Raw genomic sequence first — 18,328 nt, 5'->3', positions numbered from 1 at the left:
ACACGTAAAAGTGAGCCCGTGTTCTCGCAAAAACGGCCAACGCCTCCCATACTTTTGCTGTAGGAATTATTTCCTGGAGGTGATTATGGCCATGGCAATTACAGTAGGGCAATTCCTCAATAGTCATAATGTGGATTTTAGCCTTACCCAACACCGTCATACCGACACATCTTTCAGTTCTGCTATCTCTGCGCATGTCCCGACTTCGCAGGTGGCGAAAGCTGTCATGCTCAAGGACCAAAATGGTGAATACCTGATGGCAGTTGTTCCGTCTAACCGACGGGTGATGATTGACAAGATTGGCCGGATGATGGGTAAACAGTATTTCTTGATCGGCGAGCACGAACTACCTCAGATCTTTCAGGATTGCGATCCTGGGGCTGTCCCTTCATTAGGACAAGCTTACAAGGTAAATATGTTGGTAGATGACCTATTGCTTGAGCAAGATGAACTCTACATCGAGTCTGGGGATCATGAAAATTTGATCCATTTGGATAACAAGCAGTTCCATAAAGTTATGCATGATATTCCGCACGAAAATATCAGTGGATATCGAATGATGTTTTCTCAAGAACAGGAGAGCCGAAGAGGCTGGGATTGGGAATAATCATTAAGCTGTTAGCTGGCTGACAAGATAGTGTACGTGTTGTGAATAGGAAAACACCCGCGAGATTGATCAATCTCGCGGGTGTTATTGTGTCGCTTATTGGTTAAGCAACATTCTGAGCCATAGCCCTGGTGGTGTGCTGAAACCGGTGGTGGCAGAAGTGATTTTACCTTCCTTGATGACGACGACTGTCGGAGTGGCCGTTATTCCCCATTCGCGTCCCAGCTCGCTGCGGTTGTCATTGATCACCCTGAACGAATAGTCATGGCTTTCAATGAAGGCATTGAGCCGTCTATTGTCACCGGATGACAGGGCAATGGTGATGACCTCGAAATAATCGTTCATCCAGTCAACGGTCGGGGTGACAAACTTACATGCCGGACACCATGTTGCCCAAAAATAGACCATCACAGGTTTCTCATGGCTTAAGGTAATCAGGTCGATGTCCTCGCCCTGAGTCGTTTGGGTAACAAGCTGAGGAATGTTTCCTTCCGGCATATCCTGGCTTCGCCAGTAGTCCATCAAGGTGCTGAAGGCGACAAACATAGTAATGACCAACACGGCTTCTTTTAGCCAGTGTCTGGCCTCCCGTGTTTTCTTTGCTGGCTTATGAGGCGATGTTCGTTGCTCGTCCATTAATTACTCCTGTCCGCCAGCGGATTTTATCGCCTGTATGACTTCTTCGCTGCTTAAAATAACCGGTAGCGGGATCCCCTGTGGTGCACTTGGGCCATAGACAATATTGAACGGTACACCGAAACGTCCGTTGGACTGAAGGTAGCCTGTGACGTAATCAGACGGCCTGGTCCAGTCACCACGCATTAGAACGATGTTATCTTCATCGAGTTCGGAGTAGACAGGATCCTGCAGCAAAACACCAACTTTATTGGCTTTGCAGGTTATACACCAGTCGGCGGTCACATCGACAAATACTGTTTTCCCCTGATTGACCGCCTGCGCAATTTGCTTGGTGTCTAATGGCTGCCAGGCATGATCCGCACGAAGAGGCTTGGCCCATTGGTCGGCGGTCACACTGCCCAGGATCAAGCTGCCAGCAGTACCAAAGAGCAGAAATGCGAGGGTCAGAATAACAGGTTTGCGGCCTTTGACGTTGCCCAGCCGCCACAGCAGAGCAATAACGAGTACGACACCGATACCAGAGACTAGCCAGAGACTAAAGAAATTAGCCATCAGGCTAAGCAGCCACAGGCTGGTTGCCAGCATCATAAAGCCGAACAGGGTTTTCAGTTTGTTCATCCACGGGCCGGGTTTAGGCAGTAGTCTGGCAACTGTCGGGAAAGCGGCAATAACCAGCCAGGGAGCCGCCATACCGATAGCTAGTGCGGTAAATATTGCGATCAGCGTAATGATATCGGCGCCGAGCGCAAATGCCACGGCAGTACCCAGGAACGGGGCGCTGCAGGGCGTGGCCAGCAAGGTGGCAAACATGCCCTGAATGAAGTGACCGGCATAGGAGCTGTCACCGCGTGAGGCTAGCCAGGTATTGGTATTGCTGGACAGGCGGATTTCGAACAGGCTGAACATGTTGGCCGCAAACAAGCCAGTGATCAGTACCATTGCCGCAATGAAGTAGGGACTCTGGAATTGCACTCCCCAGCCCAGCGTCTGGCCCGAGAGTTTCAATACGATCAGAAAGCCGGCGAGCAGCCAGAAGGAGACAAGAATACCGGCTGCCGATGCAAGAAACTGAGTACGGATTTGACGCTGTTGAAGTGTCTTGGCTGAAATCACAGTGCTGAGTTTCATGCCGAGTACCGGAAGGACACAAGGCATGACATTGAGAATAAGTCCGCCCAGCAATGCAATGGCAATAACTTCGAGCAGGCTTGCGCTGCTGTTTACAGGGATCGGCAAATCTGTGACGAGGCCGGGGATCTCTACGGCGATGTCATTGTCACTGATGGTCGCATTCAATGTCTGATTGAGCAGGTCCGGTGTACCAAACCAGCTGGTGACTTCCAGCTGGGCAATGAGCTGATTGCCGTCAATACGGATTGAAGGGGTACGAAATGACGAGTCCATGGCCTGCTGTGAGCTACCGTCGATAAATACGTCCGGCTGTTGCCATCCCTGCGAGTTGGTGGCGACAACAGACAGGGTCCGGCTGCCGGCATCCCAGGAGATTTGATCCAGTGAAATGACGCTTGATTGTTTAGGCACCTGGCTCATGCCCTGATTATATAGGTGCATAGCTTCCTGGGAGGCACTTAGCTTGGACGGGGTGAAGTCCAGCGTTAGCTCATAATCAGTTAGCACACAGATGTTGGTACATGATGACATGGTGAGCTTGCCTGACAGAAAGACAGGTTTGCTCATATCCTCGACATGGAGTGTCATTGGAAACACGATGTGCTCTTTGTAACCGAGCGTTTCGACACCGAGAAACTCGTAGCGTTTTGGCATCGGCCAATGCCAGTCTACGTTTTCGAGGTTGTTGGACAGATCCCAGTCGATGCTGGGTGCGACGCCGCCTTCGCCGGGGCTTCGCCAGTAGGTTTTCCAGCCGGTGTCGAGCCTGACTTCAAGCAAGGCCTCGACGGTGCTTGCCTGTGGGTCGCTTTGTCCCGTTAGCATGTATCTGACTTCTACGGGCGGGTGCTGCGGGTTCGAAAGCCAGCCGGTATTGTATTCGACGGCCTGTGCCGAAAGGGGCAGTAATGATGCTATTAGCGTGGCAAGCAGTGCTATAGACGCGAGTAGAGAAGAAAGCTGTTTTTTCAATGTATGTACTCCAAATAAATCTGATATCCAATTTTTAGCGACGAATGTCGACGGGAGATCGGCGTTATTCTCGGAATACACACAGGGTAAGGTGCCGTCGCCTGGAGGGCGTTATAGGTTCAGTCAGCAGCGGAACGCGAAATGGATTACCGATACACATTGTTATCAGCAGCAACAGAATTCCAATGCTGATCAGGGCATGATCCAGCGATTGCTGGTGAAGCTGGAGCAGATGGTCGGTTAAATCACACTTCTTTTCTACGGCGTGGGAGGAAGTCTCCAAATCATGGTGAGAGTCCAGGTTTGTCTGGGTATAAAGCGGGCACGAGGAAACCATCCCGGTGTTTTGTCCGGAACAGACAAAGACAACCAGTAATACTAACCATAATGACCACTTAGCACTTTGGTGACGACTTACCTTGCGACCCATATAGATCCCCTGCGCTGCAATGAACCTATGACCGTACAAGTTGGTCATAGTTTCGATTCAGGCACATTTTCTTTGTTTTACTGCCTGACTGCAAGTTGGGATCAGAAACCCATAGTGCGGTGTGTATGGGCTGAATAGGTAGTTGTCGCGAGTTAGGTATACGCAGCAACGGTTACCAAACCGTTGCTGCGTATGAGTTTGCGGGTACTCACTTAATGCTGTTGAGCATAAAGTTGATAACTGGATCGTTGTTATCAACCTGTGTCAGTGCCTTGGGAAGATAATCCGGCCTCTGTAATATCTCCCGGGTGATTAGCTCGTCTAGCAGAGGCTTGAACTCAAATCCTGTTTTGCCGACAAATAATGAGGTCAAGTCTCCCTGCCGATAATAGGCCAGCGCATCTCTGAGTCCTTTCAGGTAGAGGTAATCTTTGGTAAAACCGCCTCCCCGGTAGGCTCTTGCCGTGATAGTGAATGCATCACCCGAACTTAAGCCGTGCTCTGTCACCAGACTGTTGTATGTTTCGTTAAAGCTCTCGCCTCGTACCATTTTATCTACGGCTACCACCCGCAACGCGAGTGTTTTGAGTCGGTGCAACGGGAAGTTGCCCGACAGGTGCTCGCACAAGATAGCCAGTCCCTCCTGCGTATGGGTGTTACCCGGCAGCCCGAGTTTGAGTACCTTCAGCGGTTGTTTATCGGCATTGACGCTGGTCACCATATGGACACCGAGCTCGTGATGGATCAGTGCATTAAGATCGGTTGGAGAGAACTGGCAGCTCATGTTGACCTTGATGTTTCGCCCGCTCACCATAGCCCGTGCAATTAATTGCTTTGAACCGACAATCTTGCACGAGATCCCATACTCTTCCGCTGCCGTTTTGAACATGCCAATCGCGTCGGACGCGCTGATGCAGGGACTCTCTTGCACCTGATACTCTCTGGCATGGAGAATAAAGTTCGCATTGGCAATATCCTGCTGATCTGGCTGGCCATAATATTTCAGTGAGTTATACAAGAACTCCTCATGGCCGATGCTGGTCAGCAGATCTATCCTGACCGCCAGCTGGTCAATAACCCGGCGATACATCTTTTGGATATCGGCATCGCGGATCTCATCTACCGGCAACCGATATAATTGCTCCCTGAACTTATAGGGATCAATATCAAGCTGCCGATAGGTAAACTCTGGCTGGTAGTCATGTGGCCGATGAAGAAACCGCCGCTTTTCCTGTTTTAGGTTAGTCGGGTTGATATAGCTCAGTGTATTGATACCCCTGGCTAACGTAAACAGCTGCCTGTCAAGTTTGATCACCTCGCGCGGTAACCGTGAGGACAATACATGACTGCCAGTTAGACGCTTGACTTTAGTTCGACGCTGTAATGTTGCCGCTGCATGCTCGGTGATCACCGTCTTCATGGCTTCTTTGAGCTTCTCGATAACCAGCGGGAACGCATCGCTGCTTATTTCATTCATGAAAACTTTCTTGACCTCGATGGGCAAAATCAGCGTGTTGGCATAATTCTCCTTTATAAAAGCTGCCTGATAGCCTTGGCCTTTGAATACTGAATTTGCTTCGGCATTCACTTCAATGTTTGGCAGCTCGACATCATTAAGAAGTCCAAGCAGGTGATCAATTTCTTTACGCCACTTACGCTTGTTAAGTTGGCTGGTGCCAAGGTTAAACACCGGTGTCACCTGTTCAATGCGCTGGTAGTTGTACGAATGAATATCATACAGCAAACACAGGCCAAACTGACTCTCGAGAGAATCGACCAAGCACCCCAGTATGCGGTAATAACATTGGTGCTTGCTGATAGACACGGCACGCTCATCGTCGGTTATGCTGTCCGACCAGACTGATTTACCCCAGGCCGTCTCATAGATGCAGCTCTCGATCGGGCGGTTAAGATCATACTCGTACCGGGAGTCTTCTCCCTGCAGCACAATCGGCAGTGAGGAGATAAAGTCACCGGTATAGGGGTCTTCTTCATAGTACCGCTCTGCTTCGCTCAGGTTGCATTTGCCTGCAAGGTCACCGCGAAGGCGATGACCGTGATGAATCGCAGTCGCAATATAAGGCTGATACTCACTGATCCGGATAACCAGGCTACCGTCGCTAAGCCGTGCTTCAAAAGGAATACGCTGTCGGATCTTTAGCAGTACTTCAGCTTCAGTAAGTTGCAGCATCAGCAATCACCTGGCGGTATTCATTTTTTCTGGCAATACTAACTTCTTTGGCGGCGACCACGCTTTCTACAAAGTCGATCACCTCGCGTTGCAACTTGGTCCGGTTCAGGCGGTTGATACGGGTGATCCCGCCCGGACTCAGTACATTCACCTCGACCAGTCTGCCTTTGATGACATCAAGGCCGACAAAATACAGGCCGTCACGAACCAGTTTGGGGCCGATATGCTTACAAAGCCGCAATTCCTGTTTGCTCAGTGTATGTTTGACCTCTTTGCCGCCAGCATGGATGTTAGAGCGCACATCTCCCGTTGCCGGTACCCGGCGCATGGCACCGATAGGCTCGCCATTGAGCATCATGATGCGCACATCACCTTCTTCGGCACCCTCGATATAGTCCTGGAGAATGACGTAGTTTTTGTCTTCGCCGATGTAGAAATCGAGCAGAGACTTCACGCTGGATTTCGCGCTTTTCTCAACCAGAATGACCCCCTTGCCGCCATACCCGTTGAGAGGTTTCATAATCATTCGCTCGTTAGGGCTTTCGTCCAGGACTCGCTCTAGGTACTCACGGTTCTTTGAAACGTGAGTAACTGGAATAAACTCGTTATTCGGATCCGGCAGCGAGGTGGTATAAAGCTTGTTGTTGGCGACACGCAATCCGTCGATATCGTTTACGATGAAGGTGTCATCGCGCACCGAGTCGAGAAAGTTCAGCGCCATGGTGTCCAGCGGTGGGTTGGCACGCATAAATATCACGTCAAAGCCTGCCAGTGGCAGCTGTGCTTTGCGAAACTCAGCCCGACGGTAAAAACTCGGAATATTGTTTGATACCTCACCCTTTTTTAAGACTTTGCAGAACGCAATTGCGGTACTATGACGCATCGTCAGGTTATTTGGGGTGGTAATCGCAACCGTATGACCACGGCTAGCCGCTTCATGAATAAGGCGAAGAGTAGAATCTGTTTCAGCTTCTACTCTTTCCCACGGATACATTACAAAACAAATTTTCATACAAGTATTACCAAGTGAACTGTTATGGAAAACAGGCAGTAAGGGACCAAGCCATCGCACAGTGTGGATGGCTTAATCGATATTTAGTGTTCGGGTGGTGAGCAACCGGTGTTCGGTTACTTTATTAGAAGAGCATCAGTAGTCGAGGTCGTTCTCGATGTCGCTCTCGTTATCATCATCGTGCTGGTTGTATTGTTTTCGTTGGGAAACACATAAGGTATAGCTTCTTACTTTCTGGGTTGTTTTACTGGTATATTTGAGCCAGCACTTCGCAAAGTCAGACTGCACTTCGAGTTGCCCTTGGATTTCAGCGAGAAACTGACGTTCGGGCTCGCTTATGGCTTCAAGAGTACCTTCTGTCAGCCCTTTCATGGTTCGGCCATAATCTAGTAATAATGCTGCTTCGCTGATAGTGAAAACACCAGATCGGTTGAAGCCGCGTGGGAAATTTTTATCGTCGTAAAATTTGCCTTCACTTCTCATATTATTGCTTCCTGATGAGATTTTCGCTGATAGTCGTGCAGTAAGCTGAAGTTGTAAAACAAAGTATTTTCGTCGTGACGATAAAAATATTTGATTAAAATAATAGGAAGCGAAGGTGTACTATAGCCGTTTGTCTTTTTTTTGATGTTGGGAACTCATTTGGATACTGAATTGCTCCGAACGTTTCTGGAAGTAACAAAAACGCGACATTTTGGTCGAGCTGCTGATAATTTATTTCTCACCCAGTCGGCGGTGAGTTTTCGTATTCGACAACTGGAATCTCAGCTGGGTAATGATCTGTTTTCGAGGCAGCGTGGCAATGTCCAGCTAACGGCAGCTGGCGAGCGCCTGCAGCCCTATGCTGAGGCTATTTTGCAAACCTGGGGCAGGGCAAAGCAGGACGTTGCGCTGTCAGATAGCTTGACGAAACAGGTGACAATAGGCGCATCACCGATGTTTTGGGAGTTTGATGGAATATCTGATTGGATCAACCGGATCTATGAGGCCGAAGACGGGTTGTCGCTGCGGTTAGAGTCAGTGTCACGTCAGAGCATGGCTAAGCGCCTGCTAGACAAAAGTATTGATGTATCAATAACCAGTGAGCCGCCGAGAATTGACAACTTGCAAGTGACGAAAGTACGGGATTTTCAGTTGCAGCTTGTGACAAGGGCCCCTGACTGTACTATGGATGACCTGAGTGCGCTTCCCTTGGTGTTTCTTGACTGGGGAACCCGGTTTTCAGTCGAGCATAGTCGCATCAGTGAGCTGCAAAAAACACCAGTCATGCACACCCACTCCAGCAGAATGGCGCTTGAATATATGCTGAACAATCATTCTGTCGGTTTTTTGCCGTCTCCTGTTATTGCTCAGAGCGTTGAAGAAGGAGCATTACACTCTGTATCAGGAGCGCCCGTCATGGAGCAGTCTTTATATTTGGTCTGGCGGGATGATAATGACAAGCTGGGTTTGCTGCAGACTATGCTGGCAGTACCGTTTAATCAGGTGATTGAGAGTGTCTGATTAAATTTATTGATTATCACATGCAAAATTTCTTGTTGTACACGGGTTACAATCCTTTCTACTCTTCGCGCAAGGAGAGAGAGCGAGGTGTGCCTTGGATCACAAGTTATTAACTGACTGTGAAGATTTCTCTTTGTGATGCTTTTTTTTAGCATGACTGTCATAAACGACTATTATTATTCGGTAAATCTTGGTGGCGATAGCAACAGATATGCAGATTGTTACCAGTGACAACCCCGAACTTTTTATACTCTGGATATGTTTCAGGAAACGAACATGGCAAAGTTAGATCAAAAATTCAGCAAAGGATCTAAGTCCAAACACAAACTCGATCTGGATGATGACTTTCAAGACTTCAACCAGCAGTCAAAGAAGAAAAAGCGCCGTATTGCTAGGCAGCGCGAAGAGTATTCAGAGCTTGATGATTATAACTATTAATTAATGCTGGTGGATTGCGGTATAATGGCGACAGTTATATGAATCATCAAAGAGCTGTGCAATGCTAGAGAACCTAAATATCCCGACCGATATCGAAAAAGAGCCAGAATTGGCGATCCCTTCCATCGAAGAGCAAAAGCGCATCGTTGAAACGTTGAAGCGCCTGGAAGAAGCCGGTGAGCTAACACCCGAATTGCTTGAAGAGTACATGACGGGTAAGCGAGCTATCGACGAAGATAGCTAATATCGATACTGGAACTCTGAATGACTGACGGCCCCTCTGTTAAGAGGGGCCGTTTTTTATGCTTCATTTTCGGAAGATTATTGTGTTGACGGCCTATCGAAAAGCGGGTTGCTGGCTTTTTGTCAATTTCAAACTGAAAGACTGGTAGCCTAGCAGCAAAGTACAAGGTAACAGCCAGCTTAGGTGGCTGCTATAAAGAGGCAACCATTGAAGCAGAATCTGGTCAATCGAGCCACTCACCATACCGAGTACGGCAGCAGTGTCGATACTGCCAAATAGAAAGGCTGTAAACACCAGGTACTTCAAGTGATGGTTCTCTGAGAGTGATAAAGAAGCTGCAAGCACAAGGGCTATTGCGATAGGGCAGAGAACGAGGATCAAAGGCAGACTGAACGAAATAAGCTGCTCAAGTCCGACATTGGCCACAAGAGCGGTCAGAACGATCACGGCAGTGGCCGTTTTTGTAAATGGCAACTGGTAGGTTTTCTTAAAGTACTCGGCATTGGCATTTGTCAGCCCGATGACGGTAGTCAGGCATGCAGTCAGGGTAATAACGGCAAGTAGTACCTGGCCGACAGGGCCGAGTATTGCCGCTGAGTAGAGAGTCAGAATTGCGCCACCGTTGCTGGCACCAGAGGCTATCGATGAAGAGCTTGCTCCCAGGTAGCCCATTGCCAGATAACAAGTGCTCATCAGGAGAATATAGATACCGGCGATGAAAAAACTGTAGCGCTGGATACCAGCTTGGTCTGTGATGCCTTTTCCCTTGATAGCCTGGATGATCACCCAGCCAAAGGCCACGGCTGCTATTGCGTCCAGTGTCATATAACCTTCTAGCAGGCCATTGACCAGCGGAGCCTGCTGATAGGCAGCAACGGCCTGGGTCGTCGAACCCTGGGGGTTATAAATGGCTGTGATAACCAGTATGCCCAGCATGGCTATCAGAGCCGGTGTCATAAACTTGCCGATGATGTCTACGAGCCTGCCTGGCTTAAGTGCCAGTAACAGGCATATAGCACAGAAGATGACGGAGAAAGGCAGAAGGTAACTTTCACTGACAAATGGCTTGAGGCCCATTTCATAGGCGACAGTAACCGCGCGGGGTAGTACGAAAGCCGGACCTAAAGTGATGAAAACCATAAGCCAGAATGTGCGATCCAACCACGGCGGGAGAGCTTGGGTGAGTTTGTTGGCAGAAGATAGCCGTCCCAAAACGACAATAGTCAGTGCAGGCAGGCCGACAGCCGAGATCAGAAAGCCTAGCATCGCACTGAGCCAGTTCTCACCGGCTTGCTGGGCCATCATTGGGGGAAATATAAGGTTACCGGCACCGAGAAACAGTGCAAAAGTTGTAAAGCCAATGGCTGTGATATCTCTTTTTTTCAATGGAACCACCTTCAGTCTTGTGTCAGCTGGGTGGTTAGAAAAGAGTGGTTGGGTGCTCTGTTTCGCCAGCCAGGCTGACGAAAAACAAAAGCCGTCAGCGTCAGGAAATGACGACGACGACAGAGACAAGTGCGCAGGAAGCTGCACAAGATAATACTTGCGGGCAATCGGACTGATTATTAGTCATTGAGTTGCGCATGCTACACACCTGGAGTTTGGATAAGTGGAATTAACATAATGTGGGTTTTGATTGATGTAAAGATTTATTTTGTACTGCATATGCACTAATAACCCAGACTATTATTCTGCTCATTTCGATTTTTAATGTAAGTTGTTGATATTAAAGTCATTGTGAGGAAGGGTGCGGCATGCCGATAACATGCCACTTGCTGCCAGGCATTAGGCTGATTTGTGACTCAACAGCTTGTTGAGCTCGTTCAGTGTGGAAACCTGGTAATGTGGCTTGATCCCTTCAGGAGTCTGATGACCATGGGTATTAAGCCAGCAAGTATGAATACCGGCATTTATTCCTCCCAGTATATCTGAGTGCGGGTTGTCACCCACCATGAGGACCTCATCTTTGTTCGGGTGCCCCATTTGAGCTAGGGCAAAATCAAAGATACCGCGATCTGGCTTCGCGATTCCGACTTGCTCTGAGATGACCAATGTCGAGAAGTAGTCTTGGAAGCCGGTGCGCTCGAGCCTAACTTGCTGGAGTTCTGTAAATCCGTTGGTGATAATCCCCAGCTGTGCCTGGTCCTGAAGGCTGTTCAGCAACTCCTTGGCGCCGGGCAGTGGGGCGCAAATGTCGGCCATTGCGGTCAGAAAAGCGCTGTTGATAAATTGTGTTGTAACCTTGAGCTCCTCTGCCCACGATTGAAAGCGGATGTTTTGTAGTTGCTGAGCTGTAATGACACCATCTTGGTAATCAACCCAGAGAGGTTTGTTGATTTGCTGGTATTCTGCATAATCGTCTTGGGTAAACTCGATACCTAAACGCGAAAACATCAATTTCAGTCCTTGAAATGCATCAAAGTGAAAAAGGGTTTCATCTGCATCAAAGAGTATCCACTTATATTTCATTTATTTTCTTCCGATCTTTGGTTCACCTCAGGTTGGTGTGGGTAGATGATACCGCAATTAAGACTCTATTTTCTCTCTTAATTGCATAAATGCCAGTTGAATATGAAGCTGTAAGCTTAATCCGCCTGTCTTTTTGGATATACCTATAAGTGGTTATATATGCTTAATTACAATGTCTTGCTTGCTATCCTGATTATTTAACTATACTTGGGAGTATGGAAATAAAGGCAAGGAGAGCCTCCGCTAATCTGCAATTGTTTCTTTAATCTAATGCTAAGGAGTAACATTGAATGGTTGATGAAATACAGTTCTATGAGCCAACTGAAAGCCACGGATTCTTATCAAACTTCGCGTCTAGTCCTATTACATTAAGTGATATTGTATGGCCAACAAGTGAGCATTACTATCAGGCACAGAAGTTTGTTGAACCTGAGATTCAGCAGCAGATTTTAAAAGCGGAAACACCTGATCAGGCATTTAGCTTAAGCCGCCAATATGCCGACAAGGTAAAAGAAGATTGGATGGACGTTCGAACGGCGGTGATGCGGTTCATTGTATTTGAGAAGTTCCGCCAAAACCCTCGTCTGGCGCATTTGCTTGTCAGTACGGGCGACAGTGTAATTAAAGAGCACTCGCATAAAGATGACTTCTGGGGAGATGGCGGGGACGGAAGCGGCCGCAATGAGCTTGGCAAGATCCTGATGGATGTGCGCGAATATTTTGCGAAGAAGGAGCCGTTTAATCTTGTCCACTTTGTTGATAGTGCAAAGCTTCCAACACAGTGGGGAACCTTTCAGATGTACGGCTTTATCGAGCAGGCAACGGGCAAGGAGCACTTGGCACTAGTTTATGGTGAACTGGATCCGGATGCGCCGCCTTTGATCCGTTTGCACTCGGAATGCCTGACCGGTGATGCCCTGTTTAGTGCCCGGTGTGATTGTGGCTTCCAGTTATCCAGAGCAATGGAGAATATCGTCAATGCCGGAAGCGGCGTCTTGTTTTATTTGCGTCAGGAAGGACGTGGCATAGGCCTTATTAATAAAATTCGTGCCTATCACCTCCAGGATGACGGTGCAGATACGGTAGAAGCTAATGAGCGATTAGGCTTTGCTGCCGATATGCGTGATTATTCTTTTTGTCGGGGAATGTTGAGCTTTCTAAATATTAAATCAGTTAAGTTGATGACGAACAACCCGAGAAAAGTGAAAGCATTGACTAGTGCAGGTATTAATATAGAAAAAAGAGTACCTTTGCAGGAAGGTAATAACCCTCACAATGAAAACTACTTAAAAACAAAGGCGTCGAAACTCGGCCACATGTTTGATGAAGAGTTTATAAAATAGATATCAAAGTCTAAAAAAACGCAGCGTAAGCTGCGTTTTTTATTTTGTGATGATTGTGGCGATGAATTAAAATCTATCAAAAATAGTTTTTAACAATATCTTCAATAGCTCCTGAGGTTTTTAATTCTTTTAGTTTTGAATTTATAAACCGCTGCATATTCTTGTCCATTTTTGGATCAAAAGCGAGGTAAATGGGGTAGTCAGGAATGACAGCGCTGAAGGGTTGTATTTCATATTGAGATAAGTTCTGATTTTGCTGTGACAGGTTATATTTTACCCGTGATTCCATTTCGACAAAGGCTGTATCACCCGGAAGCTTTTTGATCACACGAAATGCTGCGCTGTAATCTTTAACTCTTAGCTCTTCGACGTTTCCAGATTCGAAGTAAGGCGTCAGCTGTGGATAGTCAAAGCCATGCAGTAATACGACAACCCTGTCGTTCATGTCTTGCATTGAGTTGAATTTAAATGGATCCTTGTTGCTGCTGACTAGTACATGCTTAACGTTATAAATTGGAATGTCGGATAAGTTTTCAGCCTGAACGCCTCCCCAGCCAGGACTACCGTAGGTGATCCAGTTGGGTTTTCCGCCTGCTTCAAGTAGCGAAATCATCCGGTTGAAAGGGTATGTATGATAGTTAATGTCGTACTGGCTGTCCTTGAAAATAGCTCTTACGATGTCTGTGACAATACCACTGTGATTATTGTTACCTTTTTCAATCTGGAATGGACTGGCCTGCTTGGCGATGACGTAATAATTTATAGACTCGGCATTTATTGCAAAGCTTGAGCAAGATAACGTTAATGCGGTTGCAATAGGGAAAAATTTATTCATTTTGTGTCCTTACCTTAACTATCCAGTTGAAGAAGCTATTATTATGTTAGTAGAAGAAGGATAAGATGCGAGTTTAAGGATGAATAAAACGTATCAAGAAATAAAGCCCAAACGGAAAATGGGTATAGCTAGGCAAATACTATTTTCAATTTTGTTAATTAGCTCACTCTTTACCTTGTTTACGACATGCCTGAATCTATACATTGATTACAAGCAGGACTTGGCAGCGATCGAAGAAAGATTTGTCCAAATAGAAGAAAGCTATCTATCAAGTCTGGTATCCAGTTTGTGGGTGGAGGACCGTGAACAACTGGCCACCCAGGCTGAAGGTATAATGCATTTGCCCGGATTGCATTATTTAGAAATTACAGATAGTGAAGGTGCCATTATACGGATTGGCTCGGAGTTGCCAAAATACATGCACCAGAAATCTTGGGACATGGTTTATAAACTTGGTAATAAAGAGTACAACCTGGCGACTTTAACTGTTCAGTCTGATTTGTATGTTGTCTATCAGGGATTGATAGACAAGTTTATTCTGCTGCTGCTGAGTCAGGCAGTACAAATTTTCGTGATCTCTGTCTTTATCATCTTGATCATGTACCGGCTGGTTGTTCAGCCGCTGACCCAGATGTCTCGTACTGTGAGCGAGTTTGACTCGGATAAGGTGCCTAAGGCGATTCATCTGCGAGAACGTTGGTTTGAAGATGAAATGTCCATCTTGTCGAATCGCTATAACCAGTCCGTAGAACAAATCCGAGAGCATTATTATCAGCTCGAAGAGGCGCGGGAGTACGCAGAACAAGCCAACCGTAAGAAAAGCGAGTTTCTGGCCAATATGAGTCATGAAATTCGTACCCCGATGAATGGGATCATCGGCCTGTCGAGTCTGATGAAAGAGATGGACTTGCCAGAGGAACAAAAAGAGTATGTGAATATGCTCAATACCTCCTCGCTCTCTTTGCTGGATCTGATTAACGATATATTGGATTTCTCAAAGATAGAAGCAGGTCGGTTAGAGCTAGAACATAACATATTGAATTTATTCGAGCTGAACAAAGAAGTGGAATCTGTCTTTTTGGTCAGGGCGGCTGAGAAAAGTTTATCTTTTCGCTGTTCGATTGACCGAAATATTAGCCCGATGCTGCTGGGTGATGCCACCAAGCTTCGCCAGGTGTTGAATAATTTGATCAGCAACGCGATAAAGTTCACTGAAAGGGGGTTTGTAAACCTCTTTATCCAGCGTGAGGGAGAGGATCACAAATCCGTATCTGTGAGGTTTGAAGTGTCAGATAGCGGCATCGGCGTCCCGAAAGAAATGCACGATGCTATTTTCGAAAAATTTCAGCAAGCCGATGGAAGTACCACCAGGAAATACGGCGGAACCGGGTTGGGGCTCGCCATTTGCCGCGAGATTATTCGGTTGATGGGGGGAGAGCTGAAACTAGACAGTGAACCTGGAAAAGGCAGTACTTTTTCATTCGTGCTAACGCTTGAGAAAAATATATTACCGGCGGCGTCCAGTAGTGACATTAAGCTACTGTCCGATTTATCGGTGCTCCTCGTTGATGACAGTATGCTCAATATGAGGATCACATCAGCCCAGTTGAGTAATTTCGGGGCAAAATCGACATGTTGTGAGAATGCCACCGAGGCGGCTGATTTTGTGTTACAGGCGATCCGCGGCAAAGCGCCTTACGATTTGATCGTGATAGATAAAATTATGCCGGAAATTAATGGGTTTGAATTAGCCAAGCAACTTAGGATCCAGTTTGCAGAACGTTGCCCGAAAATGATGATGATTTCGGCCGGGCCGGAAGTCGGGGATGAAGAAAGAGCCAGAAAATCAGGCATTCGCTCGTATTTAGCAAGACCCTATAAAGAAGCCAACTTGAAATGGACTGTGCAGCAGGTTGTCCGTAGCAATGATGTTGAGCTTACAGAAGTTGATCATGATTTGCTTACAGTGTCTGATAGTCAACAGCAAATTCAGCCGATGCAAACAATGCCAGAGGCCTATTTACGTGCAACCCGGCAATCATCTCGCTTTAAGACTGCCGGTAATTCAGATGTGTCGTCAGAAACTGCTTCTGCGCCTGATCTGATGACTTTGCAGGAAAAGGAGGATAACCATGAACAGGCACAGGTTAACGTATTAGTTGTAGAAGATACTATTGTAAATCAGAAAGTTGCCCAAATGATGCTGGAGAAGTTAGGGGCTAAGGTCGATATTGCCGATAATGGTCAGGTTGCGATTGCTAAGTATCGTAAGGGGCATTTTGATCTTATTTTCATGGATTGCCAGATGCCGGTGCTTGACGGGTTTAAAGCAACGAGGGCAATTCGTGAATTAGAGTCAGAAGAGCAGCGAATACCGATTATTGCTCTGACGGCCAACGTGGTGAAAGAGGAAAAGGATAAATGTTTTAACGCAGGGATGGATGATTTTGTTTCGAAGCCAGTTAGCCAGCAGATGTTGGCAAATATGCTTAAAAAGTACTTGCAGACATCCTGACAGAGAAGTGTTATCAGGTTCGAATCAGACAGGGAGCGGATATCACTCCCTGTTTGGTTTATGTTATACGGGATGCTGGGAAAGACTGTAATTGGCGCTTTGGTTGTATAAGTTAACGACCACTGTCAGCGTATCCTTGCGGGCATCTTCTGAGATATCCTGAATAACGTAGAAATCTGAATCTTTGTATTGCAGGTTCTTATCCACTAAGCGTAACAAGCTGTCTTCTATGTCACCTTGAATTTCTATCGTTTCGATCAGCTCAAACTGGCCGAACTGAATTTCAGATGGAGAGAGTAGCTCAGGTGAAGCCAATGAGCTGGTTGATGCTCCCAGAAGGAGAAGAGTTAAGATAGCGTGCCTGATCATGGAGAACCTACAAATGTTGCTTGCCTGTAGGACTACTTTGCCATAACAGGATTTTTTTAATGTCAGAAAACCGTCAAACAGTCCATGTTTAACGGTGCGTTTCATAAAGTTTTTCCAGCGCGACCGATAGGCCGTTTTCCGTAACAATCCTGATGTGGGATTTATCCAGCTGCCTGACATTGCTTACGCCACAGGAATGGGCGATCAACCCGATACCATAGTGGATATATTTATTGTAGTTGGCCACCCGTTGTGTCTTGTCTTCGACATTGAGGCCTTGCTGCAGCCGCTTGTTATGGGTCGTGATCCCTGTCGGGCAGGTATCTTTATTACATTGCAGTGCCTGTATACAGCCTAGGGCGAACATATGCCCTCTGGCAGATACAACAAAATCGGCGCCAAGTGCGATTGCCCAAGCCACTTTTGATGGGGTGATCAACTTGCCGGACGCGATGATCTTGATGCGCTCTTTAAGCTGCCTTTCTTTTAGCAAATTGACAACCAACGGCAAGCTTTCCTTTAGCGGTAAACCAACGTAGTCCATCAGTGGCTGTGGGGCGGCTCCTGTTCCACCGTCAGCACTGTCGATGGTGATGAAGTCGGGGGCACTTTCTGCTCCTCTGCGTTCGATTTCGTCGAGGAGATCGTTGAACCATTTTAATGAACCGAACACAGCCTTAAACCCGACAGGCTTGCCGGTTACTTCCCGGATCTGATTGATCTTGTCCAGAAGATCGCCAACGCTACGGATATCTTTGTGGCCGTTGGGGCTGATAGAATCCTGTCTTTCAGGAATACCGCGAATTAGGGCGATTTCCGCCGTCACTTTCTTGCCTGGGAGCATACCGCCTTTACCCGGTTTGGCTCCTTGACTCATTTTGATTTCAAACATTTTTACTTCTGGATGGGAAGCTATTTCACGGAGTTTTTCCTCGCTTAAGTCGCCATTTTCATCACGAACACCATATTTGGCCGTACCAATTTGAAAGACAATGTCGGCCTTACCTTCCAGATGGTATGGGCTCAGGCCTCCTTCTCCGGTGTTCATCCAGCAACCGGCAATTCGTGCACCTTTCGACAGTGCCCTGACAGCAGGCTTGGATATGGCGCCGTAGCTCATACCTGAGATATTGAAGATCGAGCTGGTGGTGTAGGGAGTACGGCAATGTTCGCCTATGGTTATGGCGGCAGGCACGACAGCATCTTCTTCCAGGGTCGGAAAGGCACAGTTCATGAACATTATCGTACCAGCAGGATCCAAGTTGCGGGTTGAACCAAAGGCAAGGGTGCGGTCAACATTCTTGGCAGCTTTATAGACCCAGCTACGTTCAGCGCGATTAAAGGGCATTTCCTCTCGGTCCATGGCAAAGAAATACTGCCTGAAGAACTCGCCTTGTTTTTCAAATAGGTAGCGGAACCGACCAATAACGGGATAGTTGTGTCGAATCGCGTGCTTATGCTGTCTAATATCGACAATATACATATAGACAACAAGCAGCCCGCCTAGCCCAAGGATGAAGATGAACAGACCGGAGAGAAAATCGATACTTAGTAAAATAAAGTCAGCCATAGCTTCCCCCTTTACTGTTAACCCTAGCCGAATTTAGATAAAGAACGGGTGAGGAAGAGA

Annotated in this window: 17 protein-coding genes; 6 read left to right on the top strand and 11 right to left on the bottom strand. The window is 47.1% G+C overall.

Going from position 1 to position 18,328, the window contains the following annotated elements:
* Positions 1 to 85: 85 nt before the first annotated feature.
* Positions 86 to 607, top strand: a complete 522-nt coding sequence (locus EIZ48_RS16185; RefSeq protein WP_160653481.1) for an aminoacyl-tRNA deacylase — start codon at positions 86 to 88, stop codon at positions 605 to 607.
* A gap of 96 nt (positions 608 to 703) precedes the next feature.
* On the opposite strand, the gene EIZ48_RS16180 is transcribed toward EIZ48_RS16185, so the two are convergent.
* The 6 genes from EIZ48_RS16180 to EIZ48_RS16155 form a co-directional block, all read right to left on the bottom strand.
* Complete coding sequence (locus tag EIZ48_RS16180; protein WP_160653478.1) at positions 704 to 1,243, bottom strand: protein disulfide oxidoreductase; 540 nt, start codon at positions 1,241 to 1,243, stop codon at positions 704 to 706.
* A gap of 3 nt (positions 1,244 to 1,246) precedes the next feature.
* Positions 1,247 to 3,349, bottom strand: coding sequence for a protein-disulfide reductase DsbD family protein (locus EIZ48_RS16175; protein WP_192928599.1), 2,103 nt, complete (start codon positions 3,347 to 3,349; stop codon positions 1,247 to 1,249).
* A 64-nt stretch (positions 3,350 to 3,413) separates the two neighbouring features.
* Positions 3,414 to 3,779 (bottom strand): hypothetical protein, encoded by a 366-nt coding sequence (locus EIZ48_RS16170; protein ID WP_160653475.1) that lies wholly within the window; start codon positions 3,777 to 3,779, stop codon positions 3,414 to 3,416.
* A 208-nt stretch (positions 3,780 to 3,987) separates the two neighbouring features.
* The gene (locus EIZ48_RS16165; protein WP_160653473.1) at positions 3,988 to 5,970 is read right to left on the bottom strand and encodes a flavohemoglobin expression-modulating QEGLA motif protein; all 1,983 of its coding nucleotides are present in this window, start codon (positions 5,968 to 5,970) and stop codon (positions 3,988 to 3,990) included.
* The gene (gene gshB, locus EIZ48_RS16160) at positions 5,954 to 6,982 is read right to left on the bottom strand and encodes a glutathione synthase (RefSeq protein ID WP_160653470.1); all 1,029 of its coding nucleotides are present in this window, start codon (positions 6,980 to 6,982) and stop codon (positions 5,954 to 5,956) included. The genes EIZ48_RS16165 and gshB overlap by 17 nt, the downstream gene beginning before the upstream one ends.
* 135 nt (positions 6,983 to 7,117) lie before the next feature.
* Entirely contained in the window at positions 7,118 to 7,465 is a 348-nt protein-coding gene (locus EIZ48_RS16155; RefSeq protein WP_160653467.1) for a MaoP family protein, read from the bottom strand.
* Positions 7,466 to 7,624: 159 nt separating this feature from the next.
* Between EIZ48_RS16155 and hdfR the strand changes: the two genes are divergently transcribed.
* The 3 genes from hdfR to EIZ48_RS16145 all read left to right on the top strand — a co-directional run bounded on the left by hdfR (position 7,625) and on the right by EIZ48_RS16145 (position 9,167).
* Positions 7,625 to 8,485, top strand: a complete 861-nt coding sequence (gene hdfR / locus EIZ48_RS16150; protein WP_160653464.1) for an HTH-type transcriptional regulator HdfR — start codon at positions 7,625 to 7,627, stop codon at positions 8,483 to 8,485.
* A gap of 276 nt (positions 8,486 to 8,761) precedes the next feature.
* Complete coding sequence (locus EIZ48_RS29080; RefSeq protein WP_192928598.1) at positions 8,762 to 8,923, top strand: hypothetical protein; 162 nt, start codon at positions 8,762 to 8,764, stop codon at positions 8,921 to 8,923.
* A 61-nt stretch (positions 8,924 to 8,984) separates the two neighbouring features.
* On the top strand, positions 8,985 to 9,167 hold the full coding sequence (locus tag EIZ48_RS16145; protein ID WP_160653461.1) for a restriction endonuclease subunit S domain-containing protein: 183 nt from the start codon (positions 8,985 to 8,987) through the stop codon (positions 9,165 to 9,167).
* A 93-nt stretch (positions 9,168 to 9,260) separates the two neighbouring features.
* Here EIZ48_RS16145 and brnQ read toward each other — a convergent pair whose 3' ends face one another.
* The gene (brnQ, locus tag EIZ48_RS16140; protein ID WP_160653459.1) at positions 9,261 to 10,553 is read right to left on the bottom strand and encodes a branched-chain amino acid transport system II carrier protein; all 1,293 of its coding nucleotides are present in this window, start codon (positions 10,551 to 10,553) and stop codon (positions 9,261 to 9,263) included.
* Positions 10,554 to 10,952: 399 nt separating this feature from the next.
* A complete protein-coding gene (gene yjjG, locus EIZ48_RS16135) occupies positions 10,953 to 11,636 on the bottom strand; it encodes a pyrimidine 5'-nucleotidase (protein ID WP_160653456.1) in 684 nt (227 codons plus the stop codon).
* 290 nt (positions 11,637 to 11,926) lie between these two features.
* On the opposite strand from yjjG, the gene ribA reads away from it, so the two are divergent.
* Positions 11,927 to 12,979 carry a GTP cyclohydrolase II gene (gene ribA, locus EIZ48_RS16130; RefSeq protein WP_160653453.1) on the top strand — a complete coding sequence of 351 codons (1,053 nt, stop codon included), beginning with the start codon at positions 11,927 to 11,929 and terminating at the stop codon, positions 12,977 to 12,979.
* A 76-nt stretch (positions 12,980 to 13,055) separates the two neighbouring features.
* Here the strand turns inward: ribA and EIZ48_RS16125 are convergent, their stop codons facing one another.
* On the bottom strand, positions 13,056 to 13,814 hold the full coding sequence (locus tag EIZ48_RS16125) for a substrate-binding periplasmic protein (protein ID WP_160653451.1): 759 nt from the start codon (positions 13,812 to 13,814) through the stop codon (positions 13,056 to 13,058).
* Positions 13,815 to 13,893: 79 nt separating this feature from the next.
* On the opposite strand from EIZ48_RS16125, the gene EIZ48_RS16120 reads away from it, so the two are divergent.
* A complete protein-coding gene (locus tag EIZ48_RS16120; RefSeq protein WP_160653448.1) occupies positions 13,894 to 16,329 on the top strand; it encodes a response regulator in 2,436 nt (811 codons plus the stop codon).
* 63 nt (positions 16,330 to 16,392) lie between these two features.
* Here the strand turns inward: EIZ48_RS16120 and EIZ48_RS16115 are convergent, their stop codons facing one another.
* Both EIZ48_RS16115 and EIZ48_RS16110 read right to left on the bottom strand, forming a co-directional pair.
* Positions 16,393 to 16,803, bottom strand: coding sequence for a hypothetical protein (locus EIZ48_RS16115; RefSeq protein WP_240152990.1), 411 nt, complete (start codon positions 16,801 to 16,803; stop codon positions 16,393 to 16,395).
* Positions 16,787 to 18,268, bottom strand: a complete 1,482-nt coding sequence (locus tag EIZ48_RS16110; protein ID WP_160653445.1) for an FMN-binding glutamate synthase family protein — start codon at positions 18,266 to 18,268, stop codon at positions 16,787 to 16,789. The genes EIZ48_RS16115 and EIZ48_RS16110 overlap by 17 nt, the downstream gene beginning before the upstream one ends.
* Positions 18,269 to 18,328: the final 60 nt, after the last annotated feature.

Origin of the sequence: Photobacterium alginatilyticum, from assembly GCF_009910675.1 — a bacterium.
Classification (GTDB): Bacteria; Pseudomonadota; Gammaproteobacteria; order Enterobacterales; family Vibrionaceae; genus Photobacterium; species Photobacterium alginatilyticum.
The sequence above is the reverse complement of the archived record's forward strand: the minus strand, read 5'-3'. Positions and strand labels throughout refer to the sequence as shown.

Bases quoted from the DNA above. Each gene is read 5' to 3' on its own strand.
- ribA (WP_160653453.1), top strand. From the start codon at position 11,927: ATGGTTGATGAAATACAGTTCTATGAGCCAACTGAAAGCCACGGATTC.
- EIZ48_RS16125 (WP_160653451.1), bottom strand. From the start codon at position 13,814: ATGAATAAATTTTTCCCTATTGCAACCGCATTAACGTTATCTTGCTCA.
- EIZ48_RS16180 (WP_160653478.1), bottom strand. From the start codon at position 1,243: ATGGACGAGCAACGAACATCGCCTCATAAGCCAGCAAAGAAAACACGG.
- EIZ48_RS16165 (WP_160653473.1), bottom strand. From the start codon at position 5,970: ATGCTGCAACTTACTGAAGCTGAAGTACTGCTAAAGATCCGACAGCGT.
- yjjG (WP_160653456.1), bottom strand. From the start codon at position 11,636: ATGAAATATAAGTGGATACTCTTTGATGCAGATGAAACCCTTTTTCAC.
- EIZ48_RS29080 (WP_192928598.1), top strand. From the start codon at position 8,762: ATGGCAAAGTTAGATCAAAAATTCAGCAAAGGATCTAAGTCCAAACAC.
- EIZ48_RS16185 (WP_160653481.1), top strand. From the start codon at position 86: ATGGCCATGGCAATTACAGTAGGGCAATTCCTCAATAGTCATAATGTG.
- EIZ48_RS16120 (WP_160653448.1), top strand. From the start codon at position 13,894: ATGAATAAAACGTATCAAGAAATAAAGCCCAAACGGAAAATGGGTATA.
- EIZ48_RS16145 (WP_160653461.1), top strand. From the start codon at position 8,985: ATGCTAGAGAACCTAAATATCCCGACCGATATCGAAAAAGAGCCAGAA.
- EIZ48_RS16155 (WP_160653467.1), bottom strand. From the start codon at position 7,465: ATGAGAAGTGAAGGCAAATTTTACGACGATAAAAATTTCCCACGCGGC.
- EIZ48_RS16110 (WP_160653445.1), bottom strand. From the start codon at position 18,268: ATGGCTGACTTTATTTTACTAAGTATCGATTTTCTCTCCGGTCTGTTC.
- gshB (WP_160653470.1), bottom strand. From the start codon at position 6,982: ATGAAAATTTGTTTTGTAATGTATCCGTGGGAAAGAGTAGAAGCTGAA.
- EIZ48_RS16170 (WP_160653475.1), bottom strand. From the start codon at position 3,779: ATGGGTCGCAAGGTAAGTCGTCACCAAAGTGCTAAGTGGTCATTATGG.
- EIZ48_RS16115 (WP_240152990.1), bottom strand. From the start codon at position 16,803: ATGAAACGCACCGTTAAACATGGACTGTTTGACGGTTTTCTGACATTA.